Source organism: Streptosporangium sp. NPDC002607 (genome assembly GCF_053592655.1).
In genome coordinates, this window is the sequence record NZ_JBSFWD010000011.1 from 169,619 (window position 1) to 193,310 (window position 23,692).

The 23,692-nt window shown below is 69.5% G+C and carries 20 protein-coding genes and 1 pseudogene; 13 read left to right on the forward strand and 8 right to left on the reverse strand.

Annotation, left to right across the window (positions count from 1 at the left end):
- Window positions 1-27: 27 nt before the first annotated feature.
- A complete protein-coding gene (locus ACWD3H_RS15805) occupies window positions 28-1,911 on the forward strand; it encodes a hypothetical protein (protein WP_451955462.1) in 1,884 nt (627 codons plus the stop codon).
- On the opposite strand, the gene ACWD3H_RS15810 is transcribed toward ACWD3H_RS15805, so the two are convergent.
- On the reverse strand, window positions 1,908-3,116 hold the full coding sequence (locus ACWD3H_RS15810; RefSeq protein WP_451955463.1) for an acyltransferase family protein: 1,209 nt from the start codon (window positions 3,114-3,116) through the stop codon (window positions 1,908-1,910). The genes ACWD3H_RS15805 and ACWD3H_RS15810 overlap by 4 nt on opposite strands.
- 202 nt (window positions 3,117-3,318) lie before the next feature.
- Here ACWD3H_RS15810 and ACWD3H_RS15815 point away from each other — a divergent pair, with 202 nt between their 5' ends.
- From ACWD3H_RS15815 to ACWD3H_RS15835, 5 genes are all read left to right on the forward strand, one after another.
- Complete coding sequence (locus tag ACWD3H_RS15815) at window positions 3,319-4,236, forward strand: DUF3068 domain-containing protein (protein WP_355552002.1); 918 nt, start codon at window positions 3,319-3,321, stop codon at window positions 4,234-4,236.
- Window positions 4,237-4,288: 52 nt separating this feature from the next.
- Window positions 4,289-5,239: a decaprenyl-phosphate phosphoribosyltransferase gene (locus ACWD3H_RS15820; protein WP_451955464.1), complete on the forward strand. Its 951-nt coding sequence runs from the start codon at window positions 4,289-4,291 to the stop codon at window positions 5,237-5,239.
- Window positions 5,240-5,288: 49 nt separating this feature from the next.
- Window positions 5,289-6,614: an FAD-binding protein gene (locus ACWD3H_RS15825; protein ID WP_451955465.1), complete on the forward strand. Its 1,326-nt coding sequence runs from the start codon at window positions 5,289-5,291 to the stop codon at window positions 6,612-6,614.
- A 142-nt stretch (window positions 6,615-6,756) separates the two neighbouring features.
- Window positions 6,757-7,503 carry an SDR family NAD(P)-dependent oxidoreductase gene (locus ACWD3H_RS15830; RefSeq protein ID WP_355551997.1) on the forward strand — a complete coding sequence of 249 codons (747 nt, stop codon included), beginning with the start codon at window positions 6,757-6,759 and terminating at the stop codon, window positions 7,501-7,503.
- 114 nt (window positions 7,504-7,617) lie between these two features.
- The gene (locus tag ACWD3H_RS15835) at window positions 7,618-8,730 is read left to right on the forward strand and encodes an NAD(P)H-dependent flavin oxidoreductase (protein ID WP_451955466.1); all 1,113 of its coding nucleotides are present in this window, start codon (window positions 7,618-7,620) and stop codon (window positions 8,728-8,730) included.
- Between the two features lie 45 nt (window positions 8,731-8,775).
- Here ACWD3H_RS15835 and ACWD3H_RS15840 read toward each other — a convergent pair whose 3' ends face one another.
- From ACWD3H_RS15840 to ACWD3H_RS15860, 5 genes and pseudogenes are all read right to left on the reverse strand, one after another.
- Window positions 8,776-9,915, reverse strand: a complete 1,140-nt coding sequence (locus ACWD3H_RS15840) for a PP2C family protein-serine/threonine phosphatase (protein ID WP_451955467.1) — start codon at window positions 9,913-9,915, stop codon at window positions 8,776-8,778.
- 335 nt (window positions 9,916-10,250) lie between these two features.
- Complete coding sequence (locus tag ACWD3H_RS15845) at window positions 10,251-10,637, reverse strand: VOC family protein (protein WP_355551989.1); 387 nt, start codon at window positions 10,635-10,637, stop codon at window positions 10,251-10,253.
- Between the two features lie 430 nt (window positions 10,638-11,067).
- Entirely contained in the window at window positions 11,068-11,634 is a 567-nt protein-coding gene (locus ACWD3H_RS15850; protein WP_451955468.1) for a DUF1062 domain-containing protein, read from the reverse strand.
- 413 nt (window positions 11,635-12,047) lie between these two features.
- Window positions 12,048-12,158, reverse strand: a pseudogene (locus tag ACWD3H_RS15855) (transposase); the annotation flags it as partial.
- Window positions 12,159-12,231: 73 nt separating this feature from the next.
- The gene (locus tag ACWD3H_RS15860) at window positions 12,232-13,467 is read right to left on the reverse strand and encodes a cysteine desulfurase-like protein (RefSeq protein ID WP_451955469.1); all 1,236 of its coding nucleotides are present in this window, start codon (window positions 13,465-13,467) and stop codon (window positions 12,232-12,234) included.
- Between the two features lie 349 nt (window positions 13,468-13,816).
- On the opposite strand from ACWD3H_RS15860, the gene ACWD3H_RS15865 reads away from it, so the two are divergent.
- The 3 genes from ACWD3H_RS15865 to ACWD3H_RS15875 all read left to right on the forward strand — a co-directional run bounded on the left by ACWD3H_RS15865 (window position 13,817) and on the right by ACWD3H_RS15875 (window position 16,146).
- Window positions 13,817-14,620 carry a class I SAM-dependent methyltransferase gene (locus ACWD3H_RS15865; protein WP_451955470.1) on the forward strand — a complete coding sequence of 268 codons (804 nt, stop codon included), beginning with the start codon at window positions 13,817-13,819 and terminating at the stop codon, window positions 14,618-14,620.
- Window positions 14,621-14,756: 136 nt separating this feature from the next.
- Window positions 14,757-15,572, forward strand: coding sequence for a thioesterase family protein (locus ACWD3H_RS15870; protein ID WP_451955471.1), 816 nt, complete (start codon window positions 14,757-14,759; stop codon window positions 15,570-15,572).
- A gap of 100 nt (window positions 15,573-15,672) precedes the next feature.
- Window positions 15,673-16,146 (forward strand): winged helix-turn-helix transcriptional regulator, encoded by a 474-nt coding sequence (locus ACWD3H_RS15875; protein ID WP_451955472.1) that lies wholly within the window; start codon window positions 15,673-15,675, stop codon window positions 16,144-16,146.
- Between the two features lie 64 nt (window positions 16,147-16,210).
- Here ACWD3H_RS15875 and ACWD3H_RS15880 read toward each other — a convergent pair whose 3' ends face one another.
- Window positions 16,211-16,846 carry a DUF305 domain-containing protein gene (locus tag ACWD3H_RS15880; protein ID WP_451955473.1) on the reverse strand — a complete coding sequence of 212 codons (636 nt, stop codon included), beginning with the start codon at window positions 16,844-16,846 and terminating at the stop codon, window positions 16,211-16,213.
- A gap of 299 nt (window positions 16,847-17,145) precedes the next feature.
- On the opposite strand from ACWD3H_RS15880, the gene ACWD3H_RS15885 reads away from it, so the two are divergent.
- Entirely contained in the window at window positions 17,146-18,885 is a 1,740-nt protein-coding gene (locus ACWD3H_RS15885; protein ID WP_451955474.1) for an LVIVD repeat-containing protein, read from the forward strand.
- A 129-nt stretch (window positions 18,886-19,014) separates the two neighbouring features.
- On the opposite strand, the gene ACWD3H_RS15890 is transcribed toward ACWD3H_RS15885, so the two are convergent.
- Window positions 19,015-19,830, reverse strand: coding sequence for a crotonase/enoyl-CoA hydratase family protein (locus tag ACWD3H_RS15890; protein ID WP_355551968.1), 816 nt, complete (start codon window positions 19,828-19,830; stop codon window positions 19,015-19,017).
- Between the two features lie 319 nt (window positions 19,831-20,149).
- Here ACWD3H_RS15890 and ACWD3H_RS15895 point away from each other — a divergent pair, with 319 nt between their 5' ends.
- From ACWD3H_RS15895 to ACWD3H_RS15905, 3 genes are read left to right on the forward strand one after another with little or no spacing between them, the layout of a single operon-like run.
- Complete coding sequence (locus tag ACWD3H_RS15895; protein ID WP_451955475.1) at window positions 20,150-21,700, forward strand: acyl-CoA synthetase; 1,551 nt, start codon at window positions 20,150-20,152, stop codon at window positions 21,698-21,700.
- Entirely contained in the window at window positions 21,690-22,595 is a 906-nt protein-coding gene (locus tag ACWD3H_RS15900; protein ID WP_451955476.1) for a Zn-ribbon domain-containing OB-fold protein, read from the forward strand. The genes ACWD3H_RS15895 and ACWD3H_RS15900 overlap by 11 nt, the downstream gene beginning before the upstream one ends.
- Window positions 22,596-23,615, forward strand: a complete 1,020-nt coding sequence (locus ACWD3H_RS15905; protein ID WP_350921023.1) for a thiolase domain-containing protein — start codon at window positions 22,596-22,598, stop codon at window positions 23,613-23,615.
- Window positions 23,616-23,692: the final 77 nt, after the last annotated feature.

Consider the following 23,692-nt stretch of genomic DNA (forward strand, 5'->3'; position numbering starts at 1 on the left):
AACACGGGGATCAGCAGGGGAGGGCCAGTGGAGGCCACGGAGACAGAACGGCCGGAGCGGCCGGAGCCACCGGCGCTGCGGATCGTGCTGCCCGGCTGGCTGGCGGCCCTCCGCAGTCCGGTGCTGCTCGGCGCCGCCCTGCTCATCGTGGTGTCGCTGGTGCTGCGGCTGCTGATCCTGCGCGACTCCTACTTCGTCGAGGACGACCTGCTCTTCGTCGGCGACGCCTACCGGAGCGACCTCACCCTCGACTTCGTGACCCGGGTGCACAAGGGCCACTTCATGCCCGGTGCCCTCGCGCTGACCTGGGTGCTCTCGCGCATCGCGCCCTACGACTGGCTGCTGGTGGCCGGTGTCACGTTCGTCGCGCAGGCGCTGCTCAGCGTGCTGGCGCTCCGGCTGCTGCGGATGCTGTTCGGCACCCGGCCGGCGATCCTGCCGCTGCTGGCCCTGTTCCTGTTCTCCCCGCTGACGATTCCGGCGTTCGGCTGGTGGGCGGCCGCCATCAACGCGGTGCCGCTCCAGCTGGTCCTGGTACTCGCGCTGACCGACCAGGTCCGCTTCGCCCGCGGCGAGGGCACCCGGTACGGCCGGCACGCGCTGGCGTGGTGCGTGGTCGGCATGGCCTTCAGCACCAAGGGGGTCTTCGTCACCTTCCTGCTCTTCGCCCTGACCACCGCCTTCCTGCGGGAGCGGGAGAAGGGCTGGATCACCTCGGCGCTCGGCGAGGTGCGGCGGCACTGGCGGCTCTGGTCGGCGCACGTGATGGTGCTCGCCACCTACACGGTCCTCTATCTCGCCAGGATGAGCACGGCGCCGGGGGAGGGCGCCTCGGTGCCCGATCCCGGCGTGACCGCCGACCTGCTCTCGCTCCTGCTGGGCCGGACGTTCCCCAGCGGCGCGATCGGGGGTCCGGTCGACTGGGCGCCGACCCCGACCGGCGGCCTGACCGCCCCCTCCGACGCCCTCGTCGCCGTCTCCTGGGCGGTCCTGGCGGTCCTGCTTGTGATCACCGTCCGCTACCGGCGCCGCGCGCTGCGGGCGTGGCTCGTCCTGGGCGGCTACCTGCTGCTCGCCGACGCGATCCCCACGGTGATCGCCCGGGGCAACTACACGTCGCTGGTGGGCCTGGAGAGCCGTTACGTCGCGGACGCGGTGGTCGTCCTGATGATCTGCCTGGGTCTCGCCCTGCTGCCGGTCAGCGGGGAGAGTGGTGCCTACCGCCGCGCGCTGCCCGCGCCGTCCTCGCTCGTCCTCGCCGCGGGGTTGACCTCGGGTGCCTACCTCATGCTGTCGCTGATCTCGATCGGGGCCTATCGGGACACCCTCACCGGCAACCACGTCCGGACATATCTTGAAACGGTCGCCGGGCAGCTCGCCGCGGCGCCGGACAATGTGGTGATCTATCCGACTCCGGTCCCCGATGACATCGTGCTCCCGGTCAACGGCGAGCGGCGGCTCAGCAGCCATCTGCTCGCCCCGCTGGCCCGCCCGACCGTACGGGTCAGGATGGCGCACCCGGAACCCTCGGAGGACGCCAAGGTCTTCAATCGTGAAGGCAGGCTGGTGCGGATGAGCATCTTCGGCTTCCTGGCCACCCGGGGCGAGGGCGAGCAGTGCATACGGACCCTGGACGGCACCGCGTTCTTCCCCGACGCGGTCTCCTTCGGCGGGAAGGCCACGGCGGGCGCGCTGGTCTACATCTCCGACCGGCCGGTCTCGGTGACCGTGCAGGTCGGTGAGGAACGGATCGTGCTCAGCCTGCAGCAGACCTCCGGCGGCCTCGTCCACTTCCCGGTGACGGGGGTGGGCAAGGGGATGAAGATCGTGATGGACGACCCGACGGCCCCGCTCTGCATGACCGGCGTCGCGCTCGGGGCGCCGGTCGCCGAAGGCGAGCAGCCCTCCTAGCCTTTGGAGGTCTCCGGGGCCTGCCGCGGGAGTGGCCGCTCCGAGCCCTCCGCCGGCGCAGGGCGGAGGGGCGGGCGCACGAGGCGGTTGAGGCGCTGGGCGGGCCGTTCCACGAACCGGTAGGTCAGGGTGGCCATCACGAGCGTCATGACGGTGATGGGTACCAGGTTGCCCAGGAAGTTGCCGGAGAACTGCTGCTGCTCGGTGAAGCCGTACCACAGGTAGATGGCCACGAACTGCCAGAGGAAGACGCCGTAGGAGATGCGGCCGAGGAAGCCCATCACCGGGTTGGCGAGCAGGACCTTCACCAATGAGTCGCCCGGCGGCGGCAGCGTGGCCGGGACGAGCAGGCACAGGGCCACGATCGCGTAGAGGGCCAGCTCGAACAGGCCCGACCAGACGCCGTCGATGCCGAGGAAGCGGGTTCCGGTCACGGGGGAGGCGGCGACGGCATACGCCAGGGCGGCGACCAGCCACCACGAGCCGGGGGAGGCCCACACCGCCCGTTCGAAACGCCGGGCGGGGGAGTCGGTGTCCGGGGTGGCGCGTATCCAGGCCAGCACCACGGCCAGCGCCATCCCCACGGCGAAGAAGATCATCGACCGGGGCGGCCAGCTGTTCAGGAAGGGCCGGTACTCCGGGTAGTAGGTCAGCAGTGTCCAGGCGAAGGAGAGCGCGATCAGCACGCCCAGGCCCATCAGCAGCCGCCGGGCCCGCCGGTGCACGTCCGCCCCGCCGCGCCGGGCGAAGGCGGCCAGGCCCGCCGCGAGCAGGGGGAGCAGCAGGTAGAAGGCCACCTCGACGGAGAGGCTCCACATCTGGGCCAGGCCCTTGGGCCCCAGGCCGAACCACCAGGGCTCGGTGACGTAGTTCTGGTTGAGGGTCAGCAGCGTCAGCCAGCTCCAGGCGTCGGAGGTGTGGTCGCGTGACCAGATGAACATGGCCACCACGACCACCAGCCAGTAGGCGGGCAGGATGCGCACCGCCCGCTTCCACAGGTAGGCGCGGGTGCGGACGGCGGGGGTCCGGCACAGCAGCGCGGCCGCGTAGGGGCGGTAGAGCAGCAGCCCGGAGAGCGCGAAGAAGATCGGCACCGCCACGTCGCCGCGGGAGAGCAGCGCGCCGGTGAAGCCTTCGCGGAGCGCGGCACCGGACTCGCTCGCGACGTGGAAGACGAGCACCGCGAGCGAGGCGACGGCGCGCACGCCGTCAAGAGTGTCCAGATGACCGACTATTTTGGATGGAACCTGCGGAGAGAGCTGTTCCGATCTAGAACTTGTTTCGATCACTTTTCCGCATCCCCCGGTGACGTCGATCACTCCCTGCACCTAACATACTGGTCAGTAGCCTTGTCAATCCACATATTTCCCCCCAAACCCCCCATGCTGTAATCCCCCAGGAGGGTAGATGCGTCGGGTCGTCGGAGTAATCCTGTTAGCCGTCGGGGCGTTCCTCATTGTGCTCGCGCCGCTGGTGCGTTTCCAGATCGGCGGCAGCCTGATCGCGGCTCCGGCCGCCCAATACGGGATCAGCAAGCTGGAGGCCACCGGAGCGCAGTACTTCAGTGCCAAGGACCTCAAGGTGATGACCGGAGACCTCGCCATCACCGTCACCACCCGCGGGGACGTGTCCCAGTCCCAGGGGGACCGGGTCGTCTGGGACGAGTTCACCGCGGTCAACGACCCGACGAACGGTAACCCGGGCATCGCGATCAACGAACGGCGGAGCGCCTTCAACAAGTACACCGGCGAGGGCATCAACTGCTGCGCGGTGAACATCGACAAGAAGCCCAGCAAGCTTGAAGGCCAGATCTACAAGTTCCCCTTCGACGTCGAGAAGAAGACCTACAAGGTCTTCAACTCCACCGCGGGCATGGCCTTCGACGCCACGTTCGTCGGCGAGGAGGACGTCAACGGCCTGCCGGCGTACAAGTTCGAGCAGGTGGCTCCGGAGACGAAGACCGAGACCCGCACCGTCCCCGCCTCGATCATGGGCGTGACGGACGTGACGGGCGACGTCCAGGTGGACCGGTTCTACGAGGGCAAGAACACCTACTGGATCGAGCCGGTGACCGGCTCGCCGGTCAAGCAGGAGCAGCAGCGCAACGACGTCCTGAGGACCCAGGACGGCGCCCACAGCATCATCGCCTTCGCGGCGACGGCCAAGATGACCCCGCAGACCGTCGACGAGCTGGTGCGCAACGCCACCGAGGGCAAGAGCCAGATCACCCTGCTCAAGGTGACGATCCCGGTGATCCTGCTGCTGGTGGGCCTCGCCCTGCTGGTCACCGGATTCCTCCTGGTCCGCAGGACCGGCCGGGGCTGACGATCGGAATGCGGTGAGCTCCGGTGACCGGATCCTGGCGAGCCAGGATCCGGTGAACGAGAAAGCGGTGGCCGCGTGGCCGTCGGCGAATTCGCCGACGGCCGCCCCGGCCGCGCCGGAGCTCCCCCTTCCGGGCGCCCGGCGCCTCTCGCCCGTCGCCCTTGTCCGGGCCTGCCGCCCGCGCCAGTGGCTGAAGAACGCCCTGGTGTTCGCGGCCCCGGCGGCGGCCGGTGTGCTGGGGACCGCCCAGGGCCTGCTGGGCGCGCTGATCGCCTTCGTGGCGTTCTGCCTGGCCGCCGGCGGCACCTACCTGCTCAACGACGCCGCCGACGTCGAGGCCGACCGCCGCCACCCGCGCAAGCGCCACCGCCCCATCGCGGCGGGTCTGGTCTCGGTACGGCTCGCCTGGATCGTCGGAGCCCTGCTCGTCGTGCTCGCCCCGGTGTTCGCCGCGCTGTCGGGTGACTGGCGGCTGCCGGCCGTCGTCGTCGGATACCTGGCGCTGACCTTCGCCTACACCTACTGGCTCAAGCACGAGGTGGTGGTGGACCTGGTCGCGGTCGCGGGCTGCCACGTGATCCGCGCCTTCGCCGGGGCGGTCGCCGTGGACGTGCCGGTGACGAGCTGGTTCCTTGTGGTGATCTCGCTCGGCTCGCTCCAGCTCGTGGCGGGCAAGCGGGAGGCCGAGCTGCGCGCCGCCGCCGGTGGCAACTCCACCCGCGCCATCCTGGCCGCCTACACTCCCGGCTACCTGGCCGGTGTCCGGATGATGTCGTCAGGCGCGATGATCGTGACCTACTGCCTGTGGGCGCTCAACGACCACCCCGGCCCGTTCTACGGGATCAGCATCGTGCCCTTCCTGCTCATCGTGCTGCGGCACAATCTGCTGGTGGACAGGGGCGTGGGGGAGGAGCCCGAGGAACTCGCCCTGCGCGACCGGCCTACGCAGGTGTTCGTCGCGCTCCTGCTCGTCTCGCTCGCCTTCGGGATCTACCTGCCTTGACCTCCTCTCCAGGGCCGAGGCCCGAGTTCTCCACGCTCAAGGAGGTTCGATGACCTTCCTGACCGGCTGGGGCCGTACCGCGCCGACCCCCGCGCGTCTGGCCAGGCCCCGCTCCGCCGAGGAGGTCGCCGAGCTGGTACGGCGGGCACCGGGCCGGGGCGTCGCGGTCCGGGGACTCGGCCGCTCCTACGGCGACGCCGCGCAGAACTCCGGCGGCCTGGTTCTCGACTGCACCGCGCTGACCTCGTGGTCCCTGGACGGGACAACCGGCCTGGTCACCGCCGCCGGCGGGCTGAGCCTGCACGATCTGATGGCCGCTCTGGTGCCCCTGGGCTGGTTCGTCCCGGTCACCCCGGGCACCAGGTACGTGACGGTCGGCGGGGCCGTGGCGGCCGACGTGCACGGCAAGAACCACCACGCCGACTCCTCCTTCGGCGCTCACCTGCGCTCCCTCACCCTCGTCACGGCCGACGGCGCCGGCCGTACGCTGGCGCCGGGCGACGAGCTGTTCTGGGCCACGGTCGGTGGGATGGGGCTCACCGGTGTGATCACCGAGGCGGTGTTCCAGTGCCTGCCGATCGAGACCTCCCGGGTACGGGTGGACGTCGAGCGCACCCGGGACCTGGACCACACGCTGGAGACGATGGCGGCCACCGATCACCGTTACCGCTACACGGTCGCCTGGATCGACCTGCTCGCCGCGGGCGCCCGGATGGGCCGCAGCGTGCTCACCAGGGGAGACCACGCGGCCCGCGACGAGCTGCCGCGCGGCGCCGACCCGCTGGCGTTCGCTCCCGGTTTCGCGGTGAAGGCCCCCGCCTGGGCGCCGAACGGGCTGCTCAACCAGGTGACCGTACGGGCCTTCAACGAGGCCTGGTACCGGAAGTCGCGCCCCGGCACCGGTCTCATCCAGGGACTCGCGCCGTTCTTCCACCCGCTGGACTCGGTGGACGGCTGGAACCGGGTCTACGGCTCGCACGGCTTCGTCCAGTACCAGTTCCTGGTGCCGTTCGGCGAGGAGGCGACGCTGCGGCGGATCGTCTCGCGGCTGTCGGCCGACGGGGTGGTCTCCTTCCTCACGGTGCTCAAGCGGTTCGGCCCCGGCACGCCGGGGATGCTGTCGTTCCCGGCCCCCGGCTGGACGCTCGCCCTGGACATCCCCGCCGGCCGGCGAGGGCTGGCCGGGCTGCTGCGCGAGTTCGACGGCTGGGTGGCAGGGGCGGGCGGGCGGATCTACCTGGCCAAGGACTCGCGGATGTCGGCCGAGACGATGGCCGCGATGTATCCCCGGCTGGCAGAGTGGCGGGGGATCCGTGACGAGGTGGATCCGGCCGGGGTGTTCCGCTCGGACCTGTCGAGAAGACTCTCCCTGTGAGCCGCGGTCGCGTGACGTGCCGTGCGGCTCGGCCCCCGTGGCGGGTGAGCGGACAGGTCCCGGTCCCGGGACGCCGAGGAGGACCGCCCGTTGACTTCCTCCCCAAGGCTGCGGCCCGGGGGCTCCACGCTGGAGGTATTCGATGAGGAACGCCCTGGGCGCGGTGGACACCGTGCTGCTGCTGGGTGGGCGCAGCGAGATCGGGCTGGCGATCGTCGAGCGGCTGGTCCGCGACGGTGCCCGCCGGGTCGTGCTCGCCGCCCGTGACGCCACCGCCGGGCCGCCCCCGGTGATCGGGGCCGCCGAGGTGCACCTGCTGGACTTCGACGCCTCCCGGCCCGAGACGCACGGCGAGGTGATCGAGGCCGCCGCGAAGCTGGTCGGTGACCTGGACGTGGTCATCCCCGCCTTCGGCGTGCTGGGCAGCCAGAAGACCTACGACGCCGATCCGGTGGCCGCCGCCGAGGCGGTCGCGGTCAACTACGGCGGGCACGTGTCCGCCGGGCTCTTCGCCGCGCGGCGGCTGCGCGAGCAGGGCCACGGCACGCTGGTGGTGCTCTCCTCGGTGGCCGGGGTGCGGGTGCGCCGGGCCAACTTCGTGTACGGCTCGGCCAAGGCGGGCCTGGACGGCTTCGCGCAGGGGCTGGGCGACGCCCTGCACGGATCGGGTGCCCGGGTGATGGTGGTCCGGCCTGGTTTCGTGATCGGCAGGATGACCGAGGGGATGTCCCCCGCGCCGATGTCGTCCACTCCGGGGCAGGTCGCCGACGCGGTGATCGCCGGGTTGCGCTCGGACGCCGAGGTCGTCTGGGTTCCCGGCGGGCTGCGGGTGTTCTTCGCGGTGATGCGCGTGCTGCCGCGCGCGATCTGGCGCCGAATGCCTCGGTGAAACGGGTTCTTGTTGTAGTTTCCCGGCAATATTTTGATTTCCCGACAATACCGACGAAATATTCTAGACTAGAACACGTTGCAGTTTGCCGGAGGCGGGTCGTACCGTGGGCGCATGCGGACACGTGTCACGGACATGCTCGGGATCGAACTTCCGATATTCGCTTTCAGCCACTGCCGGGATGTCGTCGTCGAGGTCAGTCGCGCCGGCGGGATGGGCGTGCTCGGCGCGCTCTACTTCACCCCGGAAGAGCTCGAGATGGAGCTCAAATGGATCGACGACCACGTCGACGGTAAGCCGTACGGCGTCGACGTGGTCATGCCCGCCTCCTATGCGGGAGCCGACCTGGGCGTCGACTCGCCCGAGGATCTGCTGGGACGGCTCCAGGGGATGATCCCCCAGGGGCACCGCGCGTTCGTCGACGACCTGCTGACCTCGCACGGCGTCGGTCCGCTGTCCGGCGAGGAGGCCGGCCGGGCCCTGCTCGGCTGGACCGACGCCACCGCCCGGCCGCAGGTCGAGGTGGCGCTGCGGCACCCGATCGCGCTGCTGGCCAACGCCCTCGGGCCGCCGCCCGCCGACGTGGTCGAGCTGGCGCACGCCAAGGGCGTGAAGGTGGCGGCGCTGGCGTCCACCCCCCGGCACGCCGTCAAGCAGGTCGAGGTCGGCGTGGACATCGTCGTCGCGCAGGGCACCGAGGCGGGCGGACACACCGGGGAGATCTCCACGATGGTGCTCATCCCACAGGTGGTGGACGCGGTGGACGTGCCCGTACTGGCCGCGGGAGGCATCGGCAACGGCCGCCAGATGGCGGCGGGCATGGCGCTCGGAGCCGAGGGGGTGTGGACCGGTTCCATCTGGCTCGCCGTCGAGGAGGCCGACACCCCCGCGATGGCCAAGCAGCGCATCCTGGAGGCCACCTCACGCGACACCGTGCGCTCCCGCTCGTGGACGGGCAAGCCCGCCCGGCTGCTCAGGAACGAGTGGACCGACGCCTGGGAGGCGCCCGACTCGCCCGGCACCCTGCCGATGCCGCTGCAGTTCATGCTGATCTCCGACGCGCTCCGCCGCATCGCCCGCTCCGACGCCGCCGAGCTGGCCACCTTCCCGGCGGGTCAGATCATCGGGACCATGAACCAGGTACGGTCGACCAAGGACGTGGTGTTCGGGCTGGTGGAGGAGTATATCGAGGCCACCGAGCGGCTGGGGCGGCTGACCGGGGAGTAGCGCGGGTTCGTGGCCCGCCGCGCTCTCCGTTCCGGGTGCACATGATCAATGGATGGTCGCGGGTGTGCCGGGGGAGTTCCGGCGGACGGCCAGTACGGCGACGTCGTCGCGGAGATTGCCCCGGGTGTGTCGGAGCAGTTCGGTCTGGAGGGTGCCGACCACCTGATCGGGGGAGGCGTCATGCCAGTGGGCCAGGCGGTCCTCCAGGGGGTAGAAGACGCCGGACGGGTCACGGGCCTCGGTGACGCCGTCCGTGCAGAGCAGCAGGGTCGCACCGGGAGGGAAGTCGAACCATTCGACGGCACGTGGTTGCGAGGTGAGGGAGCCCAGCCCCAGGGGGACGCCCGGATCACGGAAGAGAACCGGGCCGACCCGTTCGCCGTACAGGATGTACAGCGGAACATGGCCGCAGTTGACGGCCTGGGCCTTGTATCCGCTGTCGACGCTCAGTACGAGGGCGGTGACGAAGCGTTCGGGTTCGCCGGCCTGCTTCGCGAAGGCGTTGTGCCGCACCACGGCATTTTCCAGTGCGTCCACCACCGCGGGGAGAGCCGGTTCCCGGAAGGCCCCCTCCCGGAAGGCGCCCAGCACCGCGAAGGCGGTGCCGATGGCGGGCAGGCCCTTGCCCTGGACATCGGCGATGAGCACCCGGCTGCCGTATGGCGAGGCCACGACCTCGTAGACGTCGCCCCCGACCATGCTGTCCTCCTCCGCGGGCTCGTACAGCCCGTCGACCAGGAGCTGGTCGGTGAGCAACGGCAGCGGGCGCAGGATCTGCCGTTGCAGGGCCGCCGACGCCGAGCGCAGCCGGGCGATCTCCTCGTTCTTGTGGATCCGCCACCGGCCTCCCGCGACGCTCAACCCCCCGAGTACGACGGAGAAGACGATCAATGACAGATTGGCGGCCGGCTGCAACGGGTGGTAGAGCACCGAGCCGGTAACGACGAGGACGACCCATCCGGCGGTGAGGAAGGTCTGCCGCACCGTCCCCACCCCGGCGACGAAGGCGGGCAGGACGATGAGGAAGGGGACCAGCCGGCTCTCTCTGTCGCTCAGGTAGCCGGACACCAGGAGAAGCACGGTGAGGCCAAGGAGCCAGTACAGCAGAACGGTGGAACTGAGCGCGGAGGAGATGATCCCGCTCCGTTTCCCGCCGCTTTCCGGCGGGCCGTCAGAAGTGCGCACCGTTGCTCCTGCTCTCCGTTGTCGAGGTTCGGCCGGAGGGACCTCGTCACTTGCCCGGCCTCGGCGGAACGGCACGCGCCATCTCATGGTGCGCGGGGGGCGGCGTTCCACCTCTCTCTCGCATCGTAGAACGGACTCCGGTGACTCTCGCGTCCACGTGCGCTGATCGGCGCGGTTCCGCTGCGATGAGCCATGGCCGGCCGAGGGCGCGCGCTCCGGTGGGTGGATGTTCCGGGCGGCCGTCTCAGTCGCCGTCTGGTGTTCTCAGGCCTCCGGCCTGTCCGGGCGCGGTGGTCTCGGGCTTTTGCGCGCCGCCCGGAACACCCACCTCTGCGTCATCCACCGCTGCCGTAGGGGCGGGTGATGATCTCCAGGTTGTGGTGGTTCGGGTCCTCGAAGTAGAGGCCGCGACCGCCGTCGTGGTGGTTGATCTGCCCGACCTGCCGGTGGAAGGGGTCGGCGTAGTAGGTGATGCCGGCCTGCTGGATCCGTCCGAAGATGGCGTCGAACTCCTTCTCGGAGACCAGGAAGGCGTAGTGCTGGGTGGTGATCTCTTTCTCGTGGCTGTCGGCGAAGTCCAGGGTGACGCCGTTGCCGGTCGCCACGGGGATGAAGGGCCCGTAGGGGGCCCCGACCTCAAGGCCCAGGACGCCTGCCAGGAACTCGGCGGACGCCTTCTTGTCGCGGGCCGCCACGATGGTGTGGTTCAACTCAACTGACATGGTGAAATCCTTCCCCGAAACGGACGAGACGGTCGGCCTCTGAGGCTCCTACCCGGCAGATGGTGTGGCGAGTCACCTCCATGGCCCGTCCCGCACCACCGGGCCGAACCCGCCTGCCGCTTGGGGCGTGACCAGGTCATTTGCGGTGCGGGGCGTTGCTTGTGGACATCGAACCCGGACCTGCGGGTGAAGCGATTTCGCGGCAGTCTCTATCGCAGCGGTGGGAGCCTCTCACCGGATGCGCCACAAGCATGTGTTCGGGAAATCAGCTGTTTCCGCTGTCAGCGGAGAAAGGCTGTTTTCCGAACACGAGGCAGAGGAGGTCATCGCCCGCGATCTGCTTCGCCGACGTGTGGGAAACAGATCGCGGGCGATGACGGACGGGTCGGCCACGACCGGCAGACAGGGATTCAGCACGAGATCCGGGCGGCTACACCGTCCTGCTCCCGCCCTGAGCGGCGGGAAGGACGACAAAGGTGAAGTTCGTGGTCGTGGTGCGGTTGAGGCGGACATCGGACTTGATCCGGCGTTCGGTTTCGCTCCGGCTGATGCCGAGGCCGTGGGCGATCAGCCGCTCCGGGCGGATGGGCACGGGGTCAAGGAACTCGACCTCCACCCGGATCGGCCAGCCCGGGTCCGCCGGCGGATGCGGTGGTGACGTATGCAGACGCCATGCGTCCTTCCAGTCGAGGCTGAACCGGTTGCGCCGGGAGATCAACGGGTCCAGGAGCGTCTGGATGACGAGCGCCGGATCGTTGGTTTCGAACGCGTGGAGCTGGACGGGATCAATGGAGCGAATCGGGACTCGCTCGCGTACGGTGATCTTCGAGGTCTGATCGCAGGAGACACAGCGGACGAGAAGCCACACGTCGAGAAGCTTGCCGTTGGCGTTCACCCGGAACTTGCCCTCCGCGACGGTGGCCACCGCCGAGCGGCACTCCAGGCAGTGGAAGTGCAGTAGGGGCAGGCGAGTCCGCCGTACGGTCCAGGACAGCACGGAATGATCTCTATGGGGTTGTGAAGACATGATCTCTCTGACCTGACGAAGGCCGTGGTCACACGGCCTGAAACGCTGAAGAGCCGGGGGTCCCGGCAGAGCCGCCAGTTGCGGCACGCAGGAACGGGACAGCCCGGTAGTACCGACGGAGTCGGTGACGAAGCGCTTTGGAAAGGTGTCAGGCGGAGAGAGCGGGCGGGGTCACGCGGGTGTCCTCACGACGGATTCGACGATGCCGATCGCAAGCTATGTGATCACCTGTCGAGCCGCAACCGATTTATTCACCCGATGGCAGGCCGGTGATTGGCAACAGCCGGGCAGAGGGAACCGCGGAGCGGCCAGGCGGAGACCGCCGCCGTGCTCTCGAGCGAAAGGCTGTGCCCTTGTCATCACGTGCAGCCCGGCGCGGCGTGGGCATAGGCCGGAAACACGCCGATCCGGCAGTTCTCGATCCGGCCCGCGGTGCCGCTGTATTGCCGTTGTACCCCCGCCGACCGGGTGCCTTTCTTGACGAAGCCGGTATCAGCACGCCCCCGGGGCCCAGCCGATCGACGACGAAGGATCGCGCGGTGGCCGTCGCCATGTGAGCCCGACCCCTCAAGATCGCGAAGTGTCACTGGAATACCAGACCTGTCGGGTCAGCTCGTGGATGCCCTTCAGTAGCCGGTTCACGTCGGATTCGTCGGTGTACGGCGCGATTCCGGCACGGATCGCGCCGGTGTCGCCGAGGCCCAGGCGGCGGGAGCACTCCAGCGCGTAGAAGGTGCCGGCGGGCGCGTTGACGCCGCGTTCGGCCAGGGACAGGTAGGCGTCGGCAGGCCCGATGCGGTCGATGGAGAACAGCGTCGTGGGGGTGCGCCTGCGTGAGGCCGTGCCGTACGAGGTCACTTCGCCGATCTCGGCGAGGCCCGCGTCGAGTCGTCCGAGCATGGCCTCCTCATGGCGTTCCAGCGCGGCCATCGAGCGGGCCAGGCGTTCGCGCCGGGGGCCTTCGCCAGGTACGAGACCGGCGAGGAAGTCGACCGCCGCCGTCGTACCGGCGAGCAGCTCGTAGGGGAGGGTGCCCAGCTCGAAGCGTTCCGGCACCGCGTCGCTGGAGGGGAGCAGCTTGTCCGGGCGGAGGGTCTCCAGCAGCGCGGGGTCGGCGGCGAGCACGCCCAGGTGCGGGCCGAGGAACTTGTACGGCGAGCAGGCGTAGAAGTCGGCGCCGAGCCCTTGAAGGTCGACCGGGCTGTGCGGCGTCAGGTGCACGCCGTCGACGTAGAGCAGCGCTCCGGCCGCGTGTACCCGCTCGGCGATCGCCGGAATGTCCGGCCGGCTGCCCAGCAGGTTCGACGCGGCGGTGACGGCCACCAGCCGGGTGCGCTCGGTGAGCAGGCCGGTGATCGCGGTGACGTCCAGCTCGCCGCGCTCCGGATCGAAGTCGGCCCAGCGGACGGTGACCCCGTGTGCCTCGGCGGTCTGCGTCCAGGGCCGGATGTTCGCGTCGTGGTCCAGCCTGGTGACCACGACCTCGTCACCGGGACGCCACCCCTTGGCGAGCGTGCGGGCCATGTCGTAGGTGAGCTGCGTCATGCTCCGGCCGAACACGATGCCGGTCGGCGTACCGCCGAGCAGGTCGGCCATAGCCTGGCGTGCCTCGACCACGATGCGGTCGGCCCGGCGCTCGGCGGCGGTTCCGGCGCCGCGGTTGGCGACGGCGGCCCGCAGGGTGCCGGCCACGGCGTCCGCCACCTGCTCGGGAACCTGCGAGCCTCCCGGCCCGTCGAAGTGCGCCGCGCCCTCGTCGAGGGCGGGGAAATGCGCCCGTACGGCTGCCACGTCGTATGCCATGAGACCTCCCGGATCGCTGTCGACCCGACCGCGGCCGATCCGCTCGCGAACGGCTTGGCCGAAGCCTATCCAGCCGGGTCCCGGAGGAATCCGCGCGGGGAACTTCGTCCAGCGGGGAATCCGTCCGCCGGGCAGGTTCCGCAAGGGCGGTCGGCCCACCCGCGCGACAGCGTGAGGCGGGCCGATCCGGATGCGGGAGCAGACCGGGGTGGTCTTGCTCTGTGCCGGTGCCCTGTCGACCTCCTTGCCTGCGGCCCGCGGCCCGCGAACGCGGCGCCGGTTCCCGCCGGACTGACGCCGCGAGCCGAATCGCTGTCGTGGCAGGGATCTCGGCGGGCAGGCTGTGACCATGGATCTGGGATTTCGCGGTGAAGTGGTTGACTTCTACCACCGGTATCGGCGCGGTTACCCCCGGGCCGTCATCGACGCGCTGGTGGAGGCGTTCGAGCTGACCCGGGACGACATCGTGATCGACCTCGGCTGCGGAACCGGCCAGCTGGCCCTGCCGATCGCCGAGCGGGTGCGTGCGGTCGTCGGCGTGGATCCGGAGCCCGACATGCTGCTCCGGGCCCGGCAGGCCGCAGGTGAGCGGAGCATGACGAACCTGAGCTGGATGCTGGGCGCGGACACCGACATACCGGCGCTGGGCGCCCTGCTCGGCGACCGGACCGTGGGCGCGGTGACCATCGGCCAGGCCCTGCACTGGATGAACCATGACGAGCTGTTCCGCGCGCTGGCTCCGCTGGCGCGCTCCGGCGGCGGTGTGGCCGTGGTGGCCAACGGGACTCCGCTGTGGCTGCAGGACACCGCCTGGTCGCGGGCGCTGCGCGGCTGTCTGGAACAGTGGTTCGGGTTCGAAGTCAGCCATGCCTGCGGCACCGACGAGGCGAGCCGGCGGCGATACCGCGAGAGTCTGGCCGGCACGGGGTTCGATGTGCGGGAGGTCAACGTCGATTACACCGACGAGCTCGATCTCGACCAGATCGTCGGCGGCGTCTACTCGGCGCTTCCCGTCGACCGACTGCCCGCGCCGGACCGGCGACCGCTCTTCGCCGAGAAGATCCACCGTGCCCTGGAGCGGCACCGGCCGTTCACCGAACACGTCCGCGTGGCGATGCTGATCGGCCGGGTCGGGGACGAAGCCGTGCGATAAAGAGGTGTCCCGTTACCGGACGGACCCGACCATGGCGGCCGTTGCCCCATCACCAGAGGGTTGTGTTTTCAAACTAGCTGCTGTTACGGTCTCCAGGGTCGAGTTAGTTGGAAAATCCAACTCTCTAGGAGAATTTGTGATCCCAACGCGGACGGACGGTGCCGTCGCGCCGGGTGTCCTGCTGCGCGAACCGGTGGGCGACCTCGTCGATCCGGGAAAGCACCTGTGGGGTTTCGGCGGTGTTCACGGTGGCCTGACCCTCGCGCTGCTGACGGCGGCGATGAGGGAGCAGGCGCCGGGCGCGCTGCTGCAGAGTAGTACGGCGCGCTACCACCGCCCCCTCCACGGAGGGTTCCGCGTCGAGGTCTCGCCGGTGCGTTCCGGCCGCACGCTCTCCTCGCTCGCGGGCCGGGCGACGACGGAGCAGGGCGTCCATGTCGACGCCTCGGCGACGTTCGGGTCTCCCGGTCGCGCCTCCTGGCCGGTCGTCTCGCCCGCCGCGCCGGCCGTGCCGCGACCGGAGGACTGCGAGGTCTTCACGATCCCGCCCGAGTTCGTGGCCATCTCCACGTCCATGGAGATCCGTGCCGTGGGGCCGGACCGTCCCTACGCGGGCGGGACCGAGGCCGAGCTGATCGCCTGGATCCGCCTGGTGGAGGACTCCGAGCCGCCGGACGCGCATCGCCTGATCCTGCTGATGGACGGGCTGGCGCCGTCCTACTCCGCGATCCTGCGGGAGATGCTGCCCATTCCCACCGTCGAGTTCACCGTACGGCCGGGTGCCGGGCTCGCGCGGGCGGAGTCACCGTGGGTACTCCTGCACGCCCGTACGCATCAGGCGGGCGCCGACGGCTGGATCGACGAGCGGATCGACGCCTGGGGTCCTGACGGGGATCATCTTGGCTCCGCCAGGCAGCTCCGCCTGGTGACGGGTCGGCCGCGGGATGTGTGACCTCGCCCCGCCGGCCGGCGGCACCGGACCCGAAAGGCGCTGAGCGATGAGCCGATCGGGGCCGGTGGGAACGGCGGCCGAGGCGGCTAAACTGCACGGCATGCCAAAGGAGGCTCAGCCGCGCGAGTGCTCCATCGCCGACACCCTGGACCTGGTCGGCGAGCGGTGGAGCCTGCTGGTGATCCGCGAGCTCAGCCACGGCGTGCGGCGGTTCGACGGCATCGTGCTCAACACCGGCGCCTCCCGCGACATCCTCACCGCCCGGCTGCGCAAGCTGGAGGCGGCCGGGATCATCCGGCGGGAGCGCTACAGCGACCACCCCGTACGCTTCGAGTACCACCTCACGCCCGCGGGTGTCGAACTGTGCGACGTCCTGATCACGCTCATGAGGTGGGGCGACCGCCACCTGCATCCCGACGACCCCCCGGTCCGCTGGCAGCACTCCTGCGGCGAGCCCCTCGACGCGATGGTCATCTGCCGCCACTGCGGCGGCGAGGCTCGCGTCGGTGCTCACTCACCCACCGGCCGTGGTGTGAAATCCGGAAATACCACGCATACAGCAACCGCTCAGTAGCCGTTATTTCCGCTGTGCAGTGAGCCACCCGCATTCGGCGATCCTCGGGACGGTCGGTGAACGGTTACTTGAGCGGGGTGCCGCCCATTTGGGCGAGGAGTTGTTGCATGCGGTCGATCTCGATGCGCTGGTCCGCGTCGACGTCGGTGGCGAAGCGGTAGGTCTCGGGTTCCTGGCCGCCGCCGTCGGCGAAGAGTTTCTCCACCATGCTCAGCGCGCCCGTGTGGTGGCGGATCATGAACTGGACGAAGAGCTTGTCGAACTCGGCGCCGCTCGCCTTCTCCAGTTCGGTGAGCTGCGCCTCGGTGAGCATCCCGGGCATGATCCCGCCGTGCGCGTGGCCGGAGGATCCGTTCGGCACCTGCTTGAGGCGTGCCCGGAGCCAGTCCTGCATCAGCCGGATCTCGTCCTGCTGTGACGCCTTGATCCGTTCGGCGAGCAGCGACAGGTCCCTGCGCGTGCTGCGGGTGGAGACGAGCTCGGCCATCACCAGGGCCTGCGCGTGGTGCGGGATCATCCCCTGCATGAAGCGTACGTCGGCCTCGGTGTACTGCTGCTCCTCGGGTTGGGGCAGCTTGTCGCCGGTGAGCACCTGGCCTGACTGCCCGGGGGCGCCCGGCTGCACGACCGCGGGGGCGCGTTCGGCGGTCTGCTCGGAGCCCTCGGACGTGCACGCCGCGAGAATTGTAACGATAAGCATAAGAGGGAAGACGCGCCGTAGCGGGGATGGCGAGAGCATGATATATATCCGCTTTCGACTCATTGGGCTGAAAGTCCGTAATCAATAGATATCGCAGGGTATAGCACATCCCCTGATGTTCCCCTACAGTTTTTGTGCCGATGCATAGATCTTGGGTGCTTGTGCGGTATGGGTCCTTTATGTCCTGTATCGCACTGCATTGGGTCATGTCAATGGAGACATTAGAGAAGGAGCTACGACCCATGGGTAAGGGCCGTGCGGCACGTTGGGGACGTGCCGGGTTGAGCAAGCTAGGGGTGATGATCGCTACGGGGGCGGTCGTGGTCGGGATGTTGCCCGCCACGGCCGTAGCGGCCGACGTCGATCCGCGGATCGGTCTCGGTGCTGGATGGCTGGACGCACAGGAGGCCAGTGCCGGTCTGCAGCTCCTGGCGCACCGGGACAAGCCGGAGGGGTTCTTCCAGCCGACGAACGTCGGCAATCTTTCGTACGCCAACTCGGACATGGCGTTCAGTGGCAACCACGCCTTCGTGGGTAACTTCCACGGTTTCAACATCTATGACATCTCCACCCCCGCGAATCCGACCCTGACCACCTCGGTGGTCTGCCCGGGTGGACAGGGTGACATGTCGGTCCACGGCAACCTGCTGTTCATGGCGGTCGAGGAGACGCGCGGACGGCTCGACTGCGGTACCCAGGGTGCCAGTGGCACCGTCAACCCCGACAGGTTCCGGGGCGTCCGGATCTTCGACGTCAGCGACGTCCAGCACCCGGTGCAGGTGGCGGCGGTCCAGACCTGCCGTGGATCGCACACCCAGTCGCTGGTGACCAGCAAGGACGACCCGGACAACGTCTACGTCTACGTCTCGGGCACCTCCAGCATCCGCTCGGGCAGCGAGCTGGCCGGCTGCGTCAACGGGGCCGCGACGGACCCGAACACGGCGCAGTGGCGGATCGACATCATCAAGGTGCCGCTGGCCGCGCCGCAGAACGCGGCGATCGTGAGCCGGCCCCGCCTGTTCACCGACCGGGAGACCGGTGCGATCAACGGCCTGCAGAACACCCCGCCCGCGCCCCGGCACCCGTCCGGCTCGACCTGGTCGCCGCAGCCGGTCACGACCCACTGCCACGACATCACCGCCTACCCGGAGATCGGCCTGGCCGCGGCGGCCTGCGCCGGTAACGGCCTCCTGCTCGACATCTCCGACCCGGCCAACCCGGTCAGGCTGGACGAGGTCACCGACCCGAACTTCGCCTACTGGCACTCGGCGACCCTGAACAACGACGGGACGAAGATCGTCTTCACCGACGAGTGGGGTGGCGGCACCGGTGCGCGCTGCCGGACGACCGACGAGCCCTCGTGGGGCGCGAACGCCATCTTCGACATCGTCGACGGCAAGATGCAGTTCCGTAGCTACTACAAGCTCCCGGTGCCTCAGGTCAACCAGGAGAACTGTGTGGCCCACAACGGGTCGCTCGTCCCCGTGCCCGGACGCGACATCATGGTCCAGGCCTGGTACCAGGGCGGCATCTCGGCCTTCGACTTCACCGACTCGGCCAACCCGAAGGAGATCGCCTTCTTCGACCGCGGTCCGGTCAACGCGACCTCGCTGCTCACCGGTGGTGTCTGGTCCAGCTACTACTACAACGGCCACGTCTACGGCAGCGAGATCGCCCGTGGGTTCGACGTGCTCGCGCTGACGCCGAGTGCGCACCTGGACAAGGCCGAGATCGACGCCGCGGCCCTGGTGCGCTTCGACACGTTCAACCCGCAGACCCAGCCGAAGATCACGTGGGCGCCCAGTTTCGAGGTCGTCCGGGCGTACTACGCGCAGGCGCTGCGTACCGGCACGATGAAGAAGAACACCGCCGACAACGTGCAGAAGTTCGTCGACCGGGCTGAGAAGTTCAAGGACGGTCCGCAGAAGAACGCCGCCGTGGCGCAGCTGAGGGCTGTCTCCAACCAGCTCAACGCCGCCGACAGCGCGCAGGCAGCGCTGATCAAGGCTCTTCGCGACCTGGCCGACGCGCTCAGCTGAACCGAGCCGCGGCGATCCGCGATGAACCGATGAGAGGGGGCGCCCGCCGGGCGTCCCCTCTTCCGTATGAGGGCTTTCGGCGCCTCGGCGATCTCACCGTTCAGGTGGCCCGCGAGCACCGTGGGTGGTTCATTCTCCCCGGTAGACGGCCGGGCGCTTCTCGCGGAAGGCGCGGGAGCCCTCCTTGGCGTCCGCCGAGCCGATGACCGGCCAGCCGATGCCGTCGGAGACCTTGAGTGCCTCGGCCTCGGGCATGCCCAGGGTCTCGCGGTAGGTGCGCAGGATGGCCTGGACGGCGAGCGGGCCGCACTCGGCGACCTGGGCGGCGATCTCCAGCGCGACGGCCAGCGCCTGCCCGTCGGGGACGACACGGTTGACCAGGCCCATGCTCAGCGCCTCCTGCGCGGTGACGGCACGGCCGGTCAGCAGGATGTCCATGGCGAAGGCGTACGGGATCTGGCGCGGGAGCCGGATCGCCGAGCCGCCCATCGGGAACAGCGCGCGGCGGGCCTCGAAGAGGCCGAGGGTGGCGGACTCGGCGATCACCCGCAGGTCGGTGCCGACCAGCAGTTCGGTGCCGCCGGCCACCGCGTACCCCTCGACCGCGCAGACGATCGGCTTGGTCGGCAGCGCGTCCGAATCGCGGAGCAGGCCCTTCCAGTGGAAGTCGGGGATGGCCGCGGCCCGCTCCCTGACCCGGGGATCCTGCGAAGGAGTGCCCATGGCCTTGAGGTCGGCGCCCGCACAGAACGTCCCGTCCGCGCCGGTCAGGACGGCGACGCGGACCTCGGGCTCGTCGGAGACGTATGCCCAGGCGTCGGCCAGGCCGACCAGCATGTCCGACGAGAGCGCGTTCTTCGCCTCGGGCCGGTCCAGGGTGACGACGACGACATGACCGTCGCGCTCGATCCGGCAGTGTGGCGTGCTGATCGGCAGAAGTTCCACGGGAAGACCTCCGTTACTTTACCAAGCGCTTGGTAGGCAATCCTAGATCCGGCGCGGTCCGCACCGCCAGGCCGCCCGGCCGTGAGAAGTCTTCCCCGGACGCCTTCCAGGGGGCCGGGTCATCGTGAAATGGTCAAGGTCCATCCAGGGGTCAAGGTGCGTATCAAGCGCTTGCTAGGTGTGCCTCCTGGGGTTAGTCTGCCCATGCGTACAAGAACAGATTCCTGTTCTATTTACCCCGTTCTGCCAGGGCTTGTCGCCATAAAGAGAACATGATTCACTCCGGCGAGCCGGGGCCTTTCGACAGAGAGGATTTCCGATGGGTACGCTCGGTTTCTGGAGACTGGCGCAGGCGGACCCCGAGTGGGTGGCCGCCGTTGATCCCGACGGCACGGAACATCGCGCCGGTGACCTCCTCGCCCGTGCCAACCGCCTCGTCCACGGACTGAGAGAGCTCGGGCTGAAGACGGGCGACGGCATCTGCGGGCTCGTGCCCAACGGCTCCGACGGGCTGGTCCTCTACCTGGCCGCCCTGCAGGCCGGGTGGTACTACACCCCGATCAACTGGCACCTCACCGGTCCCGAGATCGGCTACATCGTGGCGGACAGCGAGGCGCGGGCCTTCTTCATAGACGAGCGCCACGCCACCGAGGGCCTGCGCGGCGTGACCTCCTCGGGCATCGCCGGGGACCGCGTCTTCGCGTTCGGCCAGGTGGACGGGGTGCGGCCCGCCTCGGAGCTGACAGACGGGCAGCCGGACACCGCACCCGCCGACCGTACGGCGGGTGCCACCATGCACTACACCTCCGGCACCACGGGCAAGCCCAAGGGCGTGCGCCGCCCGCTCAACGGCATGGACCCCGACGACGCCGCCGAGCTGATGACCTTCCTGCTCGCCCTGTTCGGCATCACACCGGGCAAGGAGAACGTTCACCTGGTCACCTCGCCGAACTACCACACGGCCGTCACCCAGTTCGGCGGGACGGCCCTGCAGATGGGGCACACGCTCGTCTACATGGACAAGTGGGATGCCGAGCAGACGCTCCGGCTCTGCGAGAGGTACCGCGTCACCAACTCGCACATGGTCCCCACCCACTTCAAGCGCCTGCTCGCGCTCCCCGACGAGGTGAAGTCCCGATACGACCTCTCCTCCCTCAAATGGATGATCCACGCCGCGGCCCCCTGCCCGGTCCCGGTCAAGTGGGCCATGTTCGAGTGGTGGGGCGACTGCATCTACGAGTACTACGCGGCGACCGAGGGCGGCGGCACCATCGCCACCCCGGAGGGCTGGAAGAAACATCCCGGCACCGTCGGCACCGCCTGGCCGATCAGCGAGCTGCTCATCGTGGACGAGGACATGGAGCCCGTCCCGACCGGGACCCCCGGCACCATCTACATGAAGATGATGGGCGTCAGGTTCGAGTACAAGGGCGACCAGGAGAAGACCGAGGCCGGCCGGCTGCAGGACCATTTCACCGTCGGTGACATCGGTTACCTGAACGAGGAGGGCTTCCTCTTCCTCTGCGACCGCAAGGCCGACATGATCATCTCCGGTGGGGCCAACATCTACCCGGCCGAGATCGAGAACGAGCTGATGGTCCACCCCAAGGTCGGCGACGTGGCCGTGTTCGGCATCCCCGACGAGGAGTGGGGCGAGCAGATCAAGGCAGTGGTCGAGCCGGCCCCGGGAGTGATGCCCTCGCCCGAGCTGGCCGCCGAGCTCATCGAGTCGCTGAGAGGCCGCCTGTCGAAGATGAAGTGGCCCAAGTCCGTCGACTTCATCGGCGAGATGCCCCGCGAGCCCAACGGCAAGCTCCTCAAACGCAAGCTACGTGACCCGTACTGGGAGGGACACGAACGTGCCATCTAGCGATCCAACGACCCTGCGGGCTCGGCACGCGCTGGAGTTCCCCGGCGGATACACGCGTACGACGGGACCGGTGATCGGACGCTTTCTCACCGAGTTGCGGGACGGACGCGTCGTCGGGGTCCGTACGGCGACCGGGCGGACACTGGTGCCGCCGCTGGAGTACGACCCCGACACCGGCGATGCCGTCACCGAGGAGTTCGTCGAGGTCGGGCCGGCCGGGACCGTCGAGAGCTGGGCGTGGGTGAACACCCCGAGGAAGGGCCACCCGCTGGACCGGCCGTTCGCCTGGGCACTGATCCGGCTGGACGGAGCCGACACCGCACTGGTGCACGCGGTGGACGCGGGAGACGTCAAGGCCATGCGCCCCGGGCTGCGGGTACGCCCCCGCTGGCGGGCCGAGCGCACCGGGCACATCACCGACATCGAGAGCTTCGTTCCCGAGGTCACCAGGATCGTCTCCGAGGTCCGCGTCGAGTACTCGCTCCGGCCAGGCCTGGCGCTGGCCCGATTCCTGCAGGGCGTCGCCGAGGGCGTCTTCATCGGCTGCCGGTGCGGCACCTGCCACAAGGTCTACGTGCCCTACCGGCTGTCCTGCCCCGAGTGCGGAGTCTCGATCACCGAGGAGGTGGTCGTCCCCGACACCGGCACGATCACCACCTTCGCCATCAACAACCTGCCCGACCCGCGCGCCCCCGAGGTGCCGTTCGTCTCGGCCTACATCCAGCTCGACGGCGCCGACATCCCGATGATCGCCCTGGTCGGCGGGATCGCGGCCCACGAGGTGCGCCAGGGCATGCGGGTGCGGGCCGTGTGGGTGCCCGAGGAGGAGCGGACGATGTCCATGTCGAACATCAAGTGGTTCGCCCCCACCGGCGAACCGGACGTGGAGCTGTAGATGCGTGAGATAGCGATCGTCGCGTTCGCGCAGACCAGGCACAGCGCCGTCGACGAGGGACAGAGCGAGTCCGAGCTCATCCTGCCCCCGCTGGAGACGGTCAGGGCCGCCACGGGGCTGCGGAAGTTCGGTTTCACCTGCTCGGGGTCGTGTGACTATCTGGCGGGCGCCCCGTTCTCCTTCGTCTCCGCGCTCGACGCGCTCGGCGCCTGGCCGCCGATCTCGGAGAGCCACGTCGAGATGGACGCGGCCTGGGCGCTGTACGAGGCCTGGGTCAGGCTGCAGCACGGCGACGTCGACTCGGCCCTGGTCTACGGCTTCGGCAAGTCCTCCCAGGGGGACCTGCGGGAGATCATGACGCTCCAGCTGGACCCGTACTACCTGGCTCCCCTCGGCCTGGACCAGGTCTCCTTCGCCGCGCTCCAGGCGTCGGCCACCGGGGCGGAGCGGGCCGAGCTGGACGAGATCGTGCGGCGCAGCCGCGCCGACGGGAGAGCCAACCCCTACGCCCTCGACCTGCCGGAACCGGCGGGGGAGGGGGCCGAGGTCGAGCCGCTGCGGCCGTACGACATCGCCCCGATCACCGACGGCGCCGCCGCGGTGGTGCTGGCGGCGGGGGACCTGGCCAGGGAGCTGTGCGAGCGCCCCGCGTGGATCACCGGGATCGCGCACCGGATAGAACCCCATTACCTGGGCATGAGGGATCTCGCCCGGTCGGCCTCCGCCGCGGACGCCGCACGAGCGGCGGGGGTCGGCAAGGGTGACGTCGAGGTGGCCGAGCTGCACGCCCAGTTCAGCCACGAGGAGATCATCCTGCGCCGGGCGCTGGAGCTTCCCGAGGGCACCCGGGTCAACCCGAGCGGCGGCCCCCTCGCGGCCAACCCGGTCATGGCCACCGGCCTCATCAGGATCGGCGAGGCGGCCCGGCACATCCTGGACGGCACCGCGAGCCGCACCCTCGGACACGCCACCAGCGGCCCCTGCCTCCAGCACAACCTCGTCACCGTGATGGAGGCCTGAGAATGGAGCGAACCCGACGCAGTGAGCGGAGTGGGCCGCGCCGCGAAGCAAGTGGTCCGCGGAGCGAGCGAGGAGTG

Coding starts and splice junctions, on each gene's coding strand:
- ACWD3H_RS15885 (WP_451955474.1), top strand. CDS start 17,146: ATGATCGCTACGGGGGCGGTCGTGGTCGGGATGTTGCCCGCCACGGCC.
- ACWD3H_RS15815 (WP_355552002.1), top strand. CDS start 3,319: ATGCGTCGGGTCGTCGGAGTAATCCTGTTAGCCGTCGGGGCGTTCCTC.
- ACWD3H_RS15860 (WP_451955469.1), bottom strand. CDS start 13,467: ATGGCATACGACGTGGCAGCCGTACGGGCGCATTTCCCCGCCCTCGAC.
- ACWD3H_RS15825 (WP_451955465.1), top strand. CDS start 5,289: ATGACCTTCCTGACCGGCTGGGGCCGTACCGCGCCGACCCCCGCGCGT.
- ACWD3H_RS15865 (WP_451955470.1), top strand. CDS start 13,817: ATGGATCTGGGATTTCGCGGTGAAGTGGTTGACTTCTACCACCGGTAT.
- ACWD3H_RS15875 (WP_451955472.1), top strand. CDS start 15,673: ATGCCAAAGGAGGCTCAGCCGCGCGAGTGCTCCATCGCCGACACCCTG.
- ACWD3H_RS15830 (WP_355551997.1), top strand. CDS start 6,757: ATGAGGAACGCCCTGGGCGCGGTGGACACCGTGCTGCTGCTGGGTGGG.
- ACWD3H_RS15895 (WP_451955475.1), top strand. CDS start 20,150: ATGGGTACGCTCGGTTTCTGGAGACTGGCGCAGGCGGACCCCGAGTGG.
- ACWD3H_RS15845 (WP_355551989.1), bottom strand. CDS start 10,637: ATGTCAGTTGAGTTGAACCACACCATCGTGGCGGCCCGCGACAAGAAG.
- ACWD3H_RS15905 (WP_350921023.1), top strand. CDS start 22,596: ATGCGTGAGATAGCGATCGTCGCGTTCGCGCAGACCAGGCACAGCGCC.
- ACWD3H_RS15835 (WP_451955466.1), top strand. CDS start 7,618: ATGCGGACACGTGTCACGGACATGCTCGGGATCGAACTTCCGATATTC.
- ACWD3H_RS15880 (WP_451955473.1), bottom strand. CDS start 16,846: ATGCTTATCGTTACAATTCTCGCGGCGTGCACGTCCGAGGGCTCCGAG.